The organism is Phycicoccus jejuensis, from assembly GCF_000720925.1.
Lineage (GTDB): Bacteria > Actinomycetota > Actinomycetes > Actinomycetales > Dermatophilaceae > Phycicoccus > Phycicoccus jejuensis.
In genome coordinates, this window is the sequence record NZ_JOEE01000002.1 from 263405 (window position 1) to 278168 (window position 14764).

General features: G+C 74.9%; 13 protein-coding genes. 8 read left to right on the forward strand and 5 right to left on the reverse strand.

Annotated features, from left to right (window positions below; translation table 11 throughout):
• The 5 genes from IG69_RS0105185 to IG69_RS0105205 are packed head-to-tail and all read left to right on the forward strand — an operon-like array spanning nt 1 to nt 5852.
• Nucleotides 1–978, forward strand: coding sequence for an ABC transporter permease (locus IG69_RS0105185; RefSeq protein WP_030527112.1), 978 nt, complete (start codon nt 1–3; stop codon nt 976–978).
• Entirely contained in the window at nt 975–1859 is an 885-nt protein-coding gene (locus tag IG69_RS0105190; RefSeq protein ID WP_211250968.1) for an ABC transporter permease, read from the forward strand. Before IG69_RS0105185 ends, IG69_RS0105190 begins: the two co-directional genes overlap by 4 nt.
• Nucleotides 1859–3037: an anhydro-N-acetylmuramic acid kinase gene (locus tag IG69_RS0105195; RefSeq protein WP_030527114.1), complete on the forward strand. Its 1179-nt coding sequence runs from the start codon at nt 1859–1861 to the stop codon at nt 3035–3037. The genes IG69_RS0105190 and IG69_RS0105195 overlap by 1 nt, the downstream gene beginning before the upstream one ends.
• Nucleotides 3034–4197, forward strand: a complete 1164-nt coding sequence (locus tag IG69_RS0105200; protein WP_030527115.1) for a serine hydrolase domain-containing protein — start codon at nt 3034–3036, stop codon at nt 4195–4197. Before IG69_RS0105195 ends, IG69_RS0105200 begins: the two co-directional genes overlap by 4 nt.
• Entirely contained in the window at nt 4194–5852 is a 1659-nt protein-coding gene (locus IG69_RS0105205) for a dipeptide ABC transporter ATP-binding protein (protein WP_030527116.1), read from the forward strand. The genes IG69_RS0105200 and IG69_RS0105205 overlap by 4 nt, the downstream gene beginning before the upstream one ends.
• Here the strand turns inward: IG69_RS0105205 and IG69_RS0105210 are convergent.
• From IG69_RS0105210 to IG69_RS0105220, 3 genes are read right to left on the reverse strand one after another with little or no spacing between them, the layout of a single operon-like run.
• The gene (locus tag IG69_RS0105210) at nt 5798–6565 is read right to left on the reverse strand and encodes a type 1 glutamine amidotransferase (RefSeq protein WP_051750244.1); all 768 of its coding nucleotides are present in this window, start codon (nt 6563–6565) and stop codon (nt 5798–5800) included. The genes IG69_RS0105205 and IG69_RS0105210 overlap by 55 nt on opposite strands.
• On the reverse strand, nt 6555–7907 hold the full coding sequence (locus IG69_RS0105215) for a cation:proton antiporter domain-containing protein (RefSeq protein WP_051750245.1): 1353 nt from the start codon (nt 7905–7907) through the stop codon (nt 6555–6557). The genes IG69_RS0105210 and IG69_RS0105215 overlap by 11 nt, the downstream gene beginning before the upstream one ends.
• Nucleotides 7904–8449, reverse strand: a complete 546-nt coding sequence (locus IG69_RS0105220) for a DinB family protein (protein WP_030527119.1) — start codon at nt 8447–8449, stop codon at nt 7904–7906. The genes IG69_RS0105215 and IG69_RS0105220 overlap by 4 nt, the downstream gene beginning before the upstream one ends.
• Nucleotides 8450–8494: 45 nt before the next feature.
• Between IG69_RS0105220 and IG69_RS0105225 the strand changes: the two genes are divergently transcribed.
• A complete protein-coding gene (locus tag IG69_RS0105225; protein ID WP_030527120.1) occupies nt 8495–9622 on the forward strand; it encodes a diacylglycerol/lipid kinase family protein in 1128 nt (375 codons plus the stop codon).
• A 36-nt stretch (nt 9623–9658) separates the two neighbouring features.
• On the opposite strand, the gene zwf is transcribed toward IG69_RS0105225, so the two are convergent.
• Together zwf and IG69_RS0105235 are read right to left on the reverse strand one after the other, a co-directional pair.
• On the reverse strand, nt 9659–11092 hold the full coding sequence (zwf, locus tag IG69_RS0105230; RefSeq protein WP_030527121.1) for a glucose-6-phosphate dehydrogenase: 1434 nt from the start codon (nt 11090–11092) through the stop codon (nt 9659–9661).
• Between the two features lie 228 nt (nt 11093–11320).
• Nucleotides 11321–12700 (reverse strand): HAD-IB family hydrolase, encoded by a 1380-nt coding sequence (locus IG69_RS0105235; RefSeq protein WP_030527122.1) that lies wholly within the window; start codon nt 12698–12700, stop codon nt 11321–11323.
• A gap of 32 nt (nt 12701–12732) precedes the next feature.
• Here IG69_RS0105235 and IG69_RS0105240 point away from each other — a divergent pair, with 32 nt between their 5' ends.
• Nucleotides 12733–13560: a patatin-like phospholipase family protein gene (locus tag IG69_RS0105240; protein ID WP_030527123.1), complete on the forward strand. Its 828-nt coding sequence runs from the start codon at nt 12733–12735 to the stop codon at nt 13558–13560.
• A 57-nt stretch (nt 13561–13617) separates the two neighbouring features.
• On the forward strand, nt 13618–14757 hold the full coding sequence (locus IG69_RS0105245) for a 1-acyl-sn-glycerol-3-phosphate acyltransferase (RefSeq protein ID WP_051750246.1): 1140 nt from the start codon (nt 13618–13620) through the stop codon (nt 14755–14757).
• Nucleotides 14758–14764: the final 7 nt, after the last annotated feature.

Below are 14764 nucleotides of genomic sequence, written 5' to 3' on the forward strand. Positions count from 1 at the left end.
ATGACCCGACTGCGCGCAGCCCTCTCCCGTCCGCTCGTCCGCCGGCTCGCCGAGGCCGTCGTCACCCTCGTCGGCGTCTCGCTGCTCACCTTCGTGGTGCTGCGCGTGGTGCCGGGAGACCAGATCACCGCGTCGTACGGCATCGCGGCCGGGGAGCTGAGCCCCGACCAGATCCGCTCCCTCGAGGCGTACTACGGCATCGACCGACCGTGGCCCGTGCAGTACCTCGGGTGGCTCGGCGGAGTCCTGTCGGGCAACCTCGGGCTCTCGACGGCCTCCGGCACGAGCGTCGCCGCCCTCACGGCGCAGGCGCTTCCCAACACCGTCGAGCTGGCGGTCCTCGCGATCGTCGTCGGGCTGCTCCTCGGGATCCCCGGGGGGATGCTCGCCGCCAGCCGTCCGGGGCGGGCCCGTGACGGGGCGACCCAGCTCGGGAGCCTGCTCTCGCTGTCCGTCCCCTCGTTCCTCCTCGCGACCGCCCTCGCCACGTTCCTCGCCAACCAGCTCGGCTGGTACCCCAACGGCGAGGGGTACCGCACCCTGCTCGAGGACCCCTGGCTCAACCTCCAGCAGATGGCCCTGCCCGCGCTCGTGCTCGGCGTCAGCATCGCCTCGCCGGTGCTGCAGACGACGCGCACCGCGATCCTCGGGGTGCGCTCGGAGGACTTCGTCCGGACAGCGAGGGCCAAGGGCGTGCCCCCGCGACTGCTGCAGGTGAGGCACGTGCTGCGCAACGCCCTGATCCCCGTCGTCACGATGACGGGCCTGCAGTTCGGCTTCCTCCTCTCGGGCGCGCTCGTCGCCGAGCAGATCTTCGCGGTCCCGGGCATCGGCCGCCAGGTGCTGCTCGGGCTCCAGCAGAAGGAGTACGCCGTGGTGCAGAGCACCGTGCTCGTCATCGCCGTCATGTTCGTGCTCGTCAACCTCCTCACCGATCTCGTCTACCGGCTGGTCGACCCCCGGGTGCGTGCCCGGTGAGCGCCACCGAGACCGGTCTCGAGCCGGGCGCGGCCGCCGCCGGTCGGGCGCGTGCGTGGCGGGCCGCCTTCGGCACGCCCTCGGGCGCGGTCGGGGTGCTGCTCATGGTGCTGGTCGTCGGCCTCGCCCTCGTCGCCGCCCTGGGCCTGACCCCGCGGGACCCCGCCGCTCAGGACGTGTCCCGCTCGTTGCTCGGCCCGTCCGGCGACGCGTGGTTCGGGACCGACCAGTTCGGCCGTGACGTCTTCGCCCGTGTCGCGTCGGGTCTCGCGAACTCGATGCGGGTCGCCGTCGTCTCCGTCGCCGCGTCCGGGGCGGTCGGCCTCACCCTCGGGGTGCTCGCCGGCTTCTTCGGCGGGCTGGTCGACCGGCTCGCCGGCATGCTGACCAACATCCTCTTCGCGTTCCCCTCGCTCCTCCTGGCCCTGGCGCTCGCGGCCACGCTCGAGCGCAGCTGGCTCACCGTGAGCATCGCCATCGCCGTGGTCTACGTCCCGATCTTCGCGCGCGTGGCCCGGGGCCCCGTGCTCAGCCTGCGCTCCGCCGAGTACGTCGTCGCCTCCCAGGCCGTCGGGCGCTCGCGCCTCTCGACGCTCGTCGAGCACGTGGTGCCCAACATGACCGGCATCCTCGTCGTCCAGACGACGCTGTCGCTGTCCTGGGCGATCCTCACGGAGGCCTCGCTCAGCTTCCTCGGCTTCGGCACGCCGCCGCCCGCCGCCTCCCTCGGCGGCATGGTCTACGACGCCCAGACGCTCGCGGTCATCGCCCCGTGGCTGCTCGTGTTCCCCGGCATCGGGCTCGTGGTCGCCGTCGTCGGGCTCAACCTGCTCGGGGACGCGCTGCGCTCGGCCCTCGACCCGCGCGCCGGGGGTCGCTGATGCGCGTCCTCGGGATGATCTCCGGCACCTCGCACGACGGGATCGACGTCGCGGTCGTCGACCTCGTCGCCGACCGCGACCGGCTGCGGATGCGGCTCGTGCACACCGCGTCCGCTCCCTACCCGGCGGACCTCCGCCGCCGGCTGCTCGACGCCCTGCCCCCGACGGCCGTCGGGATGGACGCGGTGTGCGAGCTCGACACACGGATCGGGCAGGCGTTCGCCGCGGCCGCCGCCGACGCGCTGGAGGCCGTGGGCGCGGTCGACCTCGTCTGCTCCCACGGCCAGACCGTCTACCACTGGGTCGAGGCCGGGAAGGCCCTGGGCACGCTCCAGCTGGGGCAGCCGGCGTGGATCGCCGAGGCCACCGGCGTCCCCGTGGTCGCCGACGTGCGCGCCGCCGACCTCGCCGCCGGTGGGCAGGGCGCGCCGCTCGTCCCGGTGCTCGACCGGCTCCTGCTGGGTGGGACCGACGGCAGGCGCGCCGGCGCGCTCAACCTCGGCGGCATCTCGAACATCACCGTCTGCGCACCGGGCGCGGACCCCGTCGCCTGGGACATCGGGCCGGCCAACGCGCTCGTCGACGCCGCCGTGGTGACCGGGACCGACGGCGCCGCGGCGTTCGACGCGGACGGCAGGCTGGCGGCGGCGGGAACGGTCGACGAGGGCCTGCTCGAGGTCCTGCTCGCCGAGCCGTACTACGCGCTGCCCGCGCCGAAGAGCACCGGCAAGGAGCTGTTCCACCGCGCCTACCTCGACGACGCGCTCGCCCGTGCGGGGACGCACCCCCTCCTCCCCGACCTCGTCGCGACCCTCGTCGAGCTCACCGCGCGCACCGTGGCCCACGCCGTGCGGGCCGCGGACCTCGCCCTCGTCGTCGCGTCCGGTGGCGGGGTCCGCCACCCCGGGCTCATGACCCGGCTCGGCGCACTCCTCGAGGGGGTCGAGCTGACCACGACCGAGAGCCTCGGGATCCCCTCCGACCAGAAGGAGGCCGTGGCCTTCGCCCTCATCGGCTGGGCCACCGCCCACGGCCTGCCCGGCAACGTCCCGTCCTGCACCGGGGCCTGCGGCCCCCGCGTCCTCGGCGGTGTGCTCGTCCCGGGGGTCGGCGGTTGGCGGCCCGGTCCCCCGCTTGCGAGCTGGCCCGGCTCGCTCGTCGTCGAGGGGGCTCCGTGAGCTCACCGGCCGACACGGCACAGCACCTCCTCACCCTCGGCGAGCGCCACCCGGCCGGAGCCGTGGTGGGGTGGCGCACCCCCGACGGCGGGTGCGACGTCGCCGCATCCGGCTGGGCCGACCTGGGGTCGGCCGACGCCGAGGGGACGCCGATGACCCCCGACTGCCGGCTGGACCTGGCCTCGGTGACCAAGGTCGCCGTGACCACCACGCTCGCCCTCCTCCTCACCGCGGAGCAGCTGCTCGACGTGGACGCCCCGGTCGGGGAGTACCTCCCGGACGCCGCCGACGCCCGGCTGCGCGAGGACGCCACCGTCGCGGACCTGCTCTCGCACAGCGCAGGACTGCCGCCGTGGCGCCCGCTCTACCTCGCCGGCACCGACCGCGAGGGGACCCTCGAGCGCGTCCTCGCCCTCCCCCTCCACCGCCCTCCGGGCCACGAGTGCCGCTACTCGGACCTGGGGATGGTCCTGGCGGGGCTCGTCGTCGAGAGGGCCTGCGGCGAGGACCTCGACGTGGCCTTCCGCTCCCGCGTCGCCGAACCGCTGGGCCTCGCCGCCCGGTTCGGCCCGGTCGCGGCGGCGCAGGCCGCCACCAGCTCCGACAGCGACGTCGTCGAGCAGGTCATGGTCGCCACCGGCCGGCCGTACCCGGTCGACGGGGACGGCGCGGACTTCCGGGGCTGGCGCGCCGGTCCGGTCCGGGGACGCGCGAACGACGGCAACGCGGCGCACGCGCTCGGTGGCGTCGCAGGTCACGCCGGCCTCTTCGCGCCGCTCGCCGACCTCCTCCTCCTCGGCGCCGCCCTGACCGACGGACGACTCGTCGACACCACCCTCCTCGACCGGTTCACGCGCCCGACCGCCGTGGACCCGAGCCAGGCGCTCGGGTTCCGCGTCCACGACCGGGCCGACGGGCGCGGTGGTCCCGGGAGGTGGCTCTGGCACAGCGGGTTCACCGGGACCTTCTGGGCGTTCGACCCGGCCACCGGTGTCGTCGTGGCCGCGGCCGCCACCCGACTGCACGGCACGACCGGGCCGCTCCTCGCCGTCCCACCGGCGCCGGAGACCCCCGACCCGCTGGCCGGCCTGGCCACCGGGGACGAGATCGCCGCCGCGGTCCTCGCGGCGGCACCCCGCGGTGAGGAGACCACGCGATGAGCACCCCGTCCGACCCCGGTCGCGCCGGCCCCGTCCTCTCCGTGCGGGGCCTGCGCGTCGCGTTCAGCACCGCGCGCGGCGACGTGGAGGCGGTCCGTGGCGTCGACCTCGACGTCCGTGCCGGCGAGACCGTCGCCGTCGTCGGCGAGTCCGGCTCCGGCAAGTCCACGCTCGCCTCGTGCGTCAACCGGCTGCTGCCGGAGAACGGCCGGATCACCGCGGGCAGCGTGCGGCTGGGGGACCTCGACCTCACGACCGCCGACGAGCGCACCCTGCGCGACGTGCGTGGCCGGCGCGTCGGCATGGTCCCGCAGGACCCGATGACCGGCCTCAACCCCGTGCTCACCGTCGGGGCCCAGATCGCCGAGGCCCTCGAGGTGCACGACCGCGCCCGGGGGTCCGCGGCCCGAGCGGATGCCGTGGCCCTCCTCGAACGCGCGGGCCTCACGGACGCCGGGCACCGGGTCGACCAGTACCCGCACGAGTTCTCCGGAGGGATGCGCCAGCGGGTGCTCATCGCGATGGCCCTGGCCTGCCGCCCTGAGGTGCTGCTGGCCGACGAGCCCACCTCGGCCCTCGACGTCACGGTCCAGCGGCTCGTCCTCGACCAGATGGCCGAGCTGGCCGACGACCTCGGGTCCGCGGTGGTCCTCATCACGCACGACCTCGCCCTCGCGGCCGAACGGGCCGACCGCGTGGCCGTCATGTACCGGGGAGAGATCGTCGAGACCGGGCCTGCGGAGGAGCTCGTCACGCAGCCCCGTCACGAGTACACCCGCCGTCTCCTCGGGGCAGCGCCCGGCCTCGCGGCGCGCAAGGTGCGGGACCGTCCTGCCGGCGCGTCCGAGGGTGCCGTCGACCCCGGGGAGGAGAGCCCGCTGCTCACCCTGTCCGGTGTCGTGCGGCGCTACCGGGTGCCCGGGAGGTCCGAGCCCCTCACCGCCGTCGACCAGGTCGACCTCGAGGTACCGGTCGGTCGGACCGTCGCGGTCGTCGGCGAGTCGGGCTCCGGCAAGTCGACGACCGCCCGTCTCGCCCTCAGGCTCGAGGACCCGGACGAGGGCACGGTCCACTTCGACGGCGAGGACGTGACCGGACGACGCGGCCGCCGCCTGCGCGGCTTCCGGCGGGCCGTGCAGCCGGTCTTCCAGAACCCGTACGCGTCCCTCGACCCGCGCTACACCGTCGAGCAGGCCGTCGCGGAGCCGCTCGTCGTCCACCGCGTCGGTGACGCCCGCACCCGCCGGGTCGCCGTCCGCGAGCTGCTCGACCGGGTCGCCCTGCCGGTCGCGCTCGCGGAGCGCCGCCCGCACGAGCTGTCGGGCGGGCAGCGTCAGCGCGTGGCCATCGCCCGCGCCCTGGCGCTCGACCCGCGCCTCGTCGTCATGGACGAGGCCGTCAGCGCGCTCGACGTCCTCGTCCAGGAGCAGGTCCTGGACCTCATGGTCCGGCTCCAGGAGGAGCTCGGGCTGTCCTACCTGTTCATCACCCACGACCTGGCCGTCGTGCGACTGGTGGCGCACCGGGTCTACGTGATGAAGGACGGCCGGATCGTCGAGCACGGGGACCCGGAGGCGTTGTTCGCGGACCCGCGCGAGGACTACACGCGCCGGCTGCTGGACGCGATCCCCGGCCGCTCGCTCGCCCGCTCCTGACCTCGCCCGACCACGGCCACGAAGGCGACGAGCAGCGCCCGGGCGGCCGCCTCCGACGCGGGCTCGGCGGCGCGGGCGGCGGCCCGCAGCGCGTCGAGGTCGAACCCCTCGGCCGCGACCCGGCCGGCGTCCCAGCGCTCGAGGCGTTCGGCCGAGGCCTCGGGGTGGAACTGCACGCCCCAGGCGGCGGCGCCGACCCGGAAGGCCTGATGCGGGCAGGTGTCGGAGGCCGCGAGGTGCACGGCCGCCTCGGGTAGCGCCGTCACCTCGTCCCGGTGGTTCTGGATCGCCGGGAAGGTGTCCGGGAGGCCGCCGAACAGCGCGTCACCGGTGGCCGCGGGCGTGCGCCGGACGACGACCGACCCCCGCTCGGGGCGGCCCGAGTCGGCCGTGACCCGGCCGCCGGCGACGAGCGCGAGGAGCTGGGCGCCGAGGCAGATGCCGAGCAGCGGCGTGCCGTCGTCGAGGCAGGCGGCCGCGAGCCGGCGCTCGGCCGGCAGCCAGGGGGCACGATCGTCGGCGTCCGGCATGAAGCCGCCGCCGAGGAGCAGCACGCCGTCGAGACCCTCCGTCGTCGCCGGCACGGACGGACCGTCGACGACCCGCAGCCGCACCCCGGCCTCCTCGAGCCAGGCCCCGGAGCGCCCGGGGCCGCTGTCGGGGTCGTTGACGACGACGAGGACGAGTGGGGTGTCACGGACCTCAGGTCGCACGGGCCATCCCGTCCGGTCCGCCCGGCCCGCCGGGGCGCCCCCCGCCCTCGGCGGCCGCCTCGTCGCGCCGGCGCTCCAACCAGCGCATGGCGGGGGTGGCGAGGACGCCGTGGACGACGACCGAGAGGGCCACGGTGAACCCGACGGCCGACCACAGCCAGCGCTCCTCGGTGAAGCGCGCGTGGCCGAGCGCGAAGGCGAGGTAGTAGAGAGAGCCGATGCCCCGGACCCCGAAGAAGCCGATGACGAGCCGCTCCGGCACGCTGAGGCACGCGGTGCGGGTGCCCTTGCGGTGGCCGAGGAAGGACACGTAGCCGGCGACCGGCCGGATGACGAAGACGAGGAGCATCCCGACGAGGACGCCGCGCCAGTCGAGGTTGGCGAGCAGCCCGGTCGTGATCGCGAAGCCCAGCCCGAGCAGCATGACGAGGGTGAGCAGGGTCTCGAGCCGCTCGACGACGTCGTGCATGTGCCGGTGGTACTGGTCGTGGCGCTCGAAGGAGCGGATGGTCATCGCGCAGGCGAAGACCGCGAGGAAGCCGTAGCCGTGCGCGAACTCGGCCGCGCCGTAGGCGAGGAGGAGGGCCGAGAGGGCGAGGAGCGGCTCACCGACCTCGGCCAGACGCAGCGAGCGGCGCGAGGCCCGGAAGGCCAGCCGGGCCAGCACCCAGCCGACGAGGCATCCGACCGCGACGCCGACGACGACCTTCCCCACGAGCTCCCAGCCGACCCAGCGCAGCACGCCGCCGGCCGGGGCCGCGCCGGCGAGGAAGATCGCCGCCCAGACGAACGGAAACGCGAGGCCGTCGTTGAGCCCGGCCTCGCTCGTCAGCGCGAACCGCACCTCGTCGTCCTCGTCGAGGTCGTCGTCGTCCCCCTCGAGGGTGGGCCCCTCGACCTGGACGTCCGAGGCGAGGACGGGGTCGGTCGGCGCCAGCGCCGCCCCGAGCAGCAGGGCCGCGGGGAACGCCACCCCGAGCGGACCGAAGGCCAGCAGGGCGACCGCGCCGATGGTCAGCGGCATCGCGATGCCGAGCAACCGCCACGTCGGCTCCCAGGAGGCCCAGGACGCGCGCAGCCGCGGCCGCAGCGGGCGGTCGAGCGCGAGCCCGACGCCCATGAGGGCGACGAGCACGGTGAACTCGGCGAGGTGCTCGATCCACGGGCGCAGCGCCACGGGGTCGATGACGACGTCACCGGAGACCGCGGTCGTCCCCACGAGGAGCCCGACCGCCACGAGGACCATCGGGGCCGAGAGGGCCCAGCGGTGCAGGGCCTGCGGGAGGACGGCCGCGAGGAGGAGCGCCCCGCCCAGCAGGACGTAGACGAGCTCGGGACTCACGGGAGGGCGACCCCGACGTCCACGAGGTGGTGCGCGAGGTCGTGCAGGCCGTAGCGGCCGAAGGACAGAGTCGTGAACCGGGCGCCGTCGGAGCGGGTGGTGGTCCGTGACCACGCGACGTCCTCGACGCCGGCGAACCGGTCGGCGAGGCCGGCGGCGGCCTCCCGCAGCTCCACGGAGACGGTGGCCGGCTCCTGCTCGCCGTAGCGCTCGGCGACGGCGGTGGCGTCCTGGTCCCAGTTGCCGAACGTCGGGTCGTCCTGCGTGAGGATGCCCTCCAGCCGCTGGTCGAACAGGCGGCAGACGTCGCGCACGTGGCAGGCGTACTCGAGCGGCGACCACGTGGCCGGGTCCGGCCGGACGGCGGCGTCGGGACGCTCGAGCACCGACGCCCACGGGTCCGTGAAGGCGGTCACCAGCCGGGCGATGTCGTCGGAGGCGACGGCCCGCGGGTCGAAGCCGCAGTCGGGGCACGGGCGCTCGAGCACCCACGTCCAGTCCTTGGTGTCGGGCACCAGGGCGGCGTCGGCGTTCTCGGTCATCCCCGCAGACTACGGGCGTGCCGGGCCTCCTGTACCTTCCGGTGTGTGTCTGGCGAAGCGTGGACCTGGGTCGGCGTCGCGGTGGCGGTGCTCTTCGCCGTCGTCGGCGTCTACCTCGTGCTGTCCGCGCGCGAGCCCGGGCGGCACGTCGCGGCCCAGCGCCCCTCGCGTGACAGCTTCCGCGGGGTCGACGACGCCCCGCCGCCGCGCAAGCGGGTGGCCGTCGTCGTCAACCCGACGAAGTTCGACGACCTCGACGCCGTCCGCGCCACCCTCGCCCGCGTCTGCGAGGCGCAGGACTGGGCCCCGCCGGAGCTGCACGAGACGACCGTCCACGACGTCGGGTTCGGCCAGACCCGCGAGGCCCTCGCGAGCGGGGTCGACCTCGTCTGCGCGCTCGGCGGCGACGGCACCGTCCGCGCCGTCGCCCAGGAGATGGTCGGCTCCGGCGTCCCGCTCGGGCTGCTGCCCGGCGGCACCGGCAACCTCCTCGCCCGCAACCTCGAGATGCCCGTCGACGACCTCGAGCGCGCGATGGTCGTCGCCCTCACCGGGCGCAACCGGCACGTCGACGCCGCCTGGCTGACCCTCGACCCCGAGGACCTCGAGCTCGAGGAGGGCGCCGGCGAGGGCTCGAGCGCCGGCGCGCAGCGGCACGCCTTCTTCGTCATGGCCGGGATGGGCCTCGACGCCGCGATCATGGACTCGACGTCCGAGCAGCTGAAGTCGCGGATCGGCTGGGGCGCGTACGTCCCGGCGGGCCTGCGCCACATGCTCACCGAGCGCTTCAAGGTCACGCTGACCGTCGACGGCGGCCCACCGGCCACGCAGCGGGCGCGGATGGTCGTCATCGGCAACTGCGGCAAGATCACCGGCGGCATCGACCTGCTCCCCGACGCCGAGCCCGACGACGGCATGCTCGACGTCATCGTCCTGGCGCCCCGCGGGGTGGCTGCGTGGGCGTCGGTCGCGGCGCGCGTCATCACCCGCAGCGACCGGACCAACGCCAACCTCGCGCGGCACAAGTGCCAGACGGCGACCGTGCAGGTCGACGAGCCGCAGCGCGTCCAGGTCGACGGCGACATCATCGGCGAGGCGAGCCGCCTCTCGGTCGAGGTGCAGCCGCGCGTGCTCGTCGTCCGCACCGAGAACGGGCGGCCGGCCGGCGCCTGACCCGGGGTCGCCGGCGCCGGCCGCGCCGGCCGGCGCTCAGCCCCTCGTGTGCTCGCGCCAGGTGCGCTCGAACGGCAGCCGCCACGTGAAGGGCGCGATGAGCTGGTGGATCTGGTTCGGGCCCCACGTCCCCTGCGCGTACGGGTGCACCGGCGGCGGGTTGTCGAGGATCGGCTGGCTGATCTCCCAGAGCCGCTCGATGCCGGTCGCCGACGTGAAGAGGGTCCGGTCGCCGCGGGCCGCGTCGTAGATGAGCCGCTCGTACGCCTCGAGCACCGCGCCGGCCCAGCTCGTCTCCTGCATCGAGAACTGCATGGAGAGCTTGTCGAGCCGGAAGCCCGGGCCGGGCCGCTTGCCGTAGAAGGACAAGGACATCCGAGACCGGTCCGCGAGGTCGAAGGTCAGGTGGTCCGGCCCCTGGTCGCCGACGCCCGAGCCCTTCGGGAACATCGACTGCGGGGGCTCCTTGAAGGCGATGGAGATGATCCGCGCGCCCTCGGCCATCCGCTTGCCGGTGCGCAGGTAGAACGGCACCCCCGCCCAGCGCCAGTTGTCGACGTAGCACTTGAGCGCGACGAAGGTCTCGGTGTCGGAGTCCGCCGCCACCCCGGGCTCCTGGTGGTAGCCGGTGTACTGCCCGCGCACGACGTCGGACGGCATGATCGGCTGCATCGAGCGGAAGACCTTGTTCTTCTCGCGGCTGATGGCCAGCGGCTCCAGCGCCGTCGGCGGCTCCATCGCGGTGAAGGCGAGGATCTGGAAGAGGTGCGTGACGACCATGTCCCGGTAGGCGCCCGTCGCCTCGTAGAAGTCGGCGCGCTGGCTGAGGCCGAGCGTCTCGGGGACGTCGATCTGGATGTGGGAGATGTTGTTCCGGTGCCAGATCGGCTCGAAGAGGCCGTTGGCGAAGCGGAACGCGAGGATGTTCTGCGCCGGCTCCTTGCCGAGGAAGTGGTCGATCCGGAAGATCTGGTCCTCGTCGAACACCTCGTGCAGCTGGGCGTTGAGCGCGACGGCGCTCGCGTGGTCGTGGCCGAAGGGCTTCTCCATGACGACGCGGCTGCGCTCGACCAGCCGGGCGTCGGCGATGGTCTTCACGGCCGCGAGCGCCGCCTTGGGCGGGACCGCGAGGTAGTGCAGTCGCAGCTCGACCTCGCCGGGCAGCTGCTTCTCGGCCCGCCCGACGGCCTCGGCGAGCGCGTCGGGCCCGGCCGAGAGCGGGACGTAGTCGAGCCGCTGGACGAACTCGCGCCAGTCGGCCTCGTCGATGTCGCGGGTGCTGTGCTCGCGGATCGCGGTGTGGGCGAAGTCGCGGAACTCGTCCGGCGACTTGTCGTCGAGCGAGGTGCCGACGACACGCAGGTCGTCAAGCAGGCGCGACTGGAAGAGGTGCAGCAGCCCGGGGATGAGCTTGCGCTGCGCGAGGTCGCCGGTGGCGCCGAAGAGGATGACGGTCGTGGGCGCGGTCATGGTCCCACCCTGTCGCCCGAGGCGGCCCGACACCAGCGTTTGCGCATTTCCATTGGTGCGGAATATATTTCGTCAGGAGGGGAGTTCTCCCCATCGCAGCCGGCGGTGGCCGTCGGTAGCGTCCTGACCGGAGGCGGGTCCGCGCCGGCGCAGGGGCCCGCGCGGCCTCGCCTCCCGGTCAGAGGTCACCGCCTCGGACCGACGGGCGCCGGCCCTCCTGCCATCTCGTCAGCGGCCGCGCGGGGTCGCGAGCGCGATCTCCTCGGCGCTCGGGGTGCGCTGCTCGCGGGCCTCGGGCGGGAGGCAGTCGACGATCGCCGCCATGATCCTCTTCGTGTCGGCCGCGGGGGTGCCCCCCAGCCCCTCGACCGGCTCGCCGACCCGTACGCGGACCGTCGGAGGGTCGGTGAGCGCGAGCATCCGCGGGGTGGCCGAGCTGCGCGGCCACACCTTCTCGCTGCCCCAGATCCCGAAGGGGATGACGGGGGCGCCGGTCGCGGCGGCGAGCCGGGCGGCGCCGGTGCGCCCCTTGAGGACCGGGTCGTAGAACCGCTCGCCGCGCGGGATGGTGCCCTGGGGCAGGAGGCAGACGAGCTCGCCGGCCTCGAGCGCGACGGCCGCGGTCTCGAAGGACTCCTGCCCACCGCCGGCGCGGTCGACGGGGATGCCGCCGAGGGCGGTCGCGAGCGCCCCGACGACCGGGACGTCGAAGAGCTCCTTCTTCGCGAGGATGCGCCCCGTGCGGCCGGTGCGGCGCATCATCTGGATCATCGCGGGGATGTCGAAGTAGCTGCGGTGGTTGCCGACGAGGATGGCCGGCCCGGTGCGCGGGATGTTCTCGGTGCCGCCGACGTCGAAGCGCGCGTACGGCGTGAGCAGCGAGGGGCTCGCGAGGAACAGCAGCCGCTGGAGCTCGACCCCGAGGACCGGGATCTTGACGACTCCGGGCGAGACGTCGAAGTGCACGATGGGCCACCCCCGGGCGAGCGCGTAGACGGTGAGCCGTGGGTCGGGGTTGACCGCGGCCGGGGTGCCGACCGCCGAGAGCAGCGGCAGGTCGTAGATCGAGTCGGAGTAGGCGAAGGACTCGGCGAGGTCGATGCCCTCGCGCGCGGCCCACGCGCGCACCGCGTCGAGCTTGCCGCGCGACCAGACGAACGGCCCCTCGAGGTCGCCGCTGAAGCGCCCGTCCTCGGTCAGGGCGTACCGGGTCGCGACGACGTGGTCGACGCCGAGCCGGTCGGCGAGGGGGCGGACGAGGTGCTCCGGCGTCGTCGTCGCGAGGACGACGGGGCGGCCCGCGGCGCGGTGCTGCTCGATGAGCGCGAGCGCGAACGGGTGGATGACCGCGGAGATCGTCTCCGCCGCAGCGGTGGCCGCCGCGTCGAACGCGTCCCCGGCGCGGCCGCGCGCGACGAGCGTGGCCTGGCGGGCCAGGGCGATGCTCGGCAGGGTCTCGCCGATGAGGTCGAAGGCCTTGAAGAGCAGACCCTCACCGGGCAGCCGCCGGCTCACGACGCCGAGGTCGTACATCGCGCGCGAGAGCAGCGGCCCGGTGCCGCCCTGCAGGAGGGTGCGGTCGAGGTCGAAGATCGCCGCGCCAGCCATGGTCGCAGGCTACCGGGCGGCATCATGGCGGGATGGCGGACGGCGAGGGACTCACGGCGTTCGTCCTCGGCGGGGGCGGCGTCCTCGGGGCCACGCAGGTCGGGATGGTCCGCGCGCTGGCCGACGCCGGTGTCGTGCCCGACCTCGTCCTCGGGACGAGCATCGGGGCGCTCAACGGGGCGTTCGTGGCCGCCGACCCGACGCCCGCCGGGGCGGGCCGGCTGGCCGAGGTCTGGGAGGCGGTCGTCCGCGAGGGGGTGTTCGTCGAGAACCCGGTGCGTCAGGCGGCGCGGGCGGCCCGGTCGCGCACCCACCTGCTGTCGAACGCGCCCTTGCGGCACGTCATCGACACCTACCTGCCGGTGTCGACGTTCGAGGAGCTGGCGGTGCCGTTCCAGTGCGTCGCGGCCCGCATCGAGGACGCGAGCGCCGCGTGGTTCGAAGCCGGGCCGCTGGCGTGGCCGGTCGTCGCGTCGTGCTCGGTGCCGGGACTCTTCCCGCCGGTCGTCATCGACGGGTGGTCGCACCTCGACGGCGGTCTCGTGCACTCGATCCCCGTGGGTCGGGCGCTGGCGCTCGGGGCGACCCGGGTGTTCGTCCTCCAGGTCGGGCGCGTCGAGCAGCCGCTGGCGCCGCCGCGCCGGCCGTGGGAGGTCGGGACGGTGGCGTTCGAGATCGCCCGCCGCCACCGGTACGTCCACGAGATGGCGTCGGTCCCGGCCGAGGTCGAGACCCACGTCCTGCCGAGCGGGGCCGAGTCGACCCCCAGCGTGTCGCTGCGCGCGGCCCGGTCCTCCCGGATGCGCGAGCGGGAGCGGCAGGCCTTCGAGGCGTCGGCGGCGTACCTGGCCGCGCTCTGACGGGGCACCTGCCGGAGGCCCTGTCCCGCAGCCGGACCTGGCCCTAGGCTCGCGGGCATGGGCGCTCGAGGCATCCCCCCGCCGCCACGGGCGGTCCGCCGCGTGCTGGCGCCGCTCTGGCCGCTCGTCGGCCTCGTCGTCACCGGGCTGATGGTGCCGGTCGTCGTGGCCGGGGCCCTGCACTCGCTCGTCGACCGGCGCGCGCGGCTGTTCCGCTGCGCCTGCCTCGCCGTCCTGCTCATGTGGGTCGACATCCGGATGCTCGTGCGCTGCTGGGTGCTCGGGGCGGAGCCCCACGACGACCGGGCCCCGGAGTGGCGCGAGGCGCACGAGCGGCTGCTGTCCGACGCGCTCGACTCCCTGATGTTCTACACGCGGCGCTGGCTGGGGCTCGAGGTGCGGCTGACCGACCGGATGCACTTCGGCACCGCGGGGCGTCCGCTCCTCGCCCTCGCGCGGCACGCGGGGCCGTTCGACTCGCTGGCCGTCGCCTGGCTGCTGGCCCGGACCGCCGGCCGGCTGCCGCGGATCGTCCTCGCCGAGGCGCTGCGGTGGGACCCCGGGGTCGACACGATCCTCACCCGCCTCGACTCGTTCTTCGTCCCGTCGGCCGGGGAGGACCGGCTGGCCGGTGTGCGCGGGATGGCCGGCACCCTCGGCGACGACGACGTCCTGCTCATCTTCCCCGAGGGCCAGAACTGGACCCCGTCACGCCGGGCGCACCTCATCGAGCGGCTGCGGCGGCGCGGCGAGCACCGCCGGGCCGCCCGCGCCGAGGCGCTGGTCAACGTGCTCCCCCCGAAGACGCGGGGGGCGTGGGCGGCGCGCGAGGCCAGACCCGGGGCCGACGTCATGGTCGTGGCGCACGCGGGGTACGGGCAGCTCTCGAGCCCGCGGCTCATCTGGGACGCGATGCCGTTCCGCGACCGGCCCTTCCTCGTGCGGACGTGGACCTGGCGCAGCGAGGACGTGCCGTCCGACCCGGTCGCGTTCGCGGCGTGGCTGGACGCCCGGTGGGACGAGGTGGACGCGTGGGTGACGGCCCACACGGACCCCGGGGGCATCCCGGAGCGGCGTCCGGCGACGGGGTCCGCAGCAGCGTTGCCGGACGCGTTGCCGGACGCGTCGCCGGACGCGTCGCCGGACGACCCGAGCGGTTCGTCCGGAGGCACCGCCGGCGGAACCGTCGCGCCCTGACGGGCGT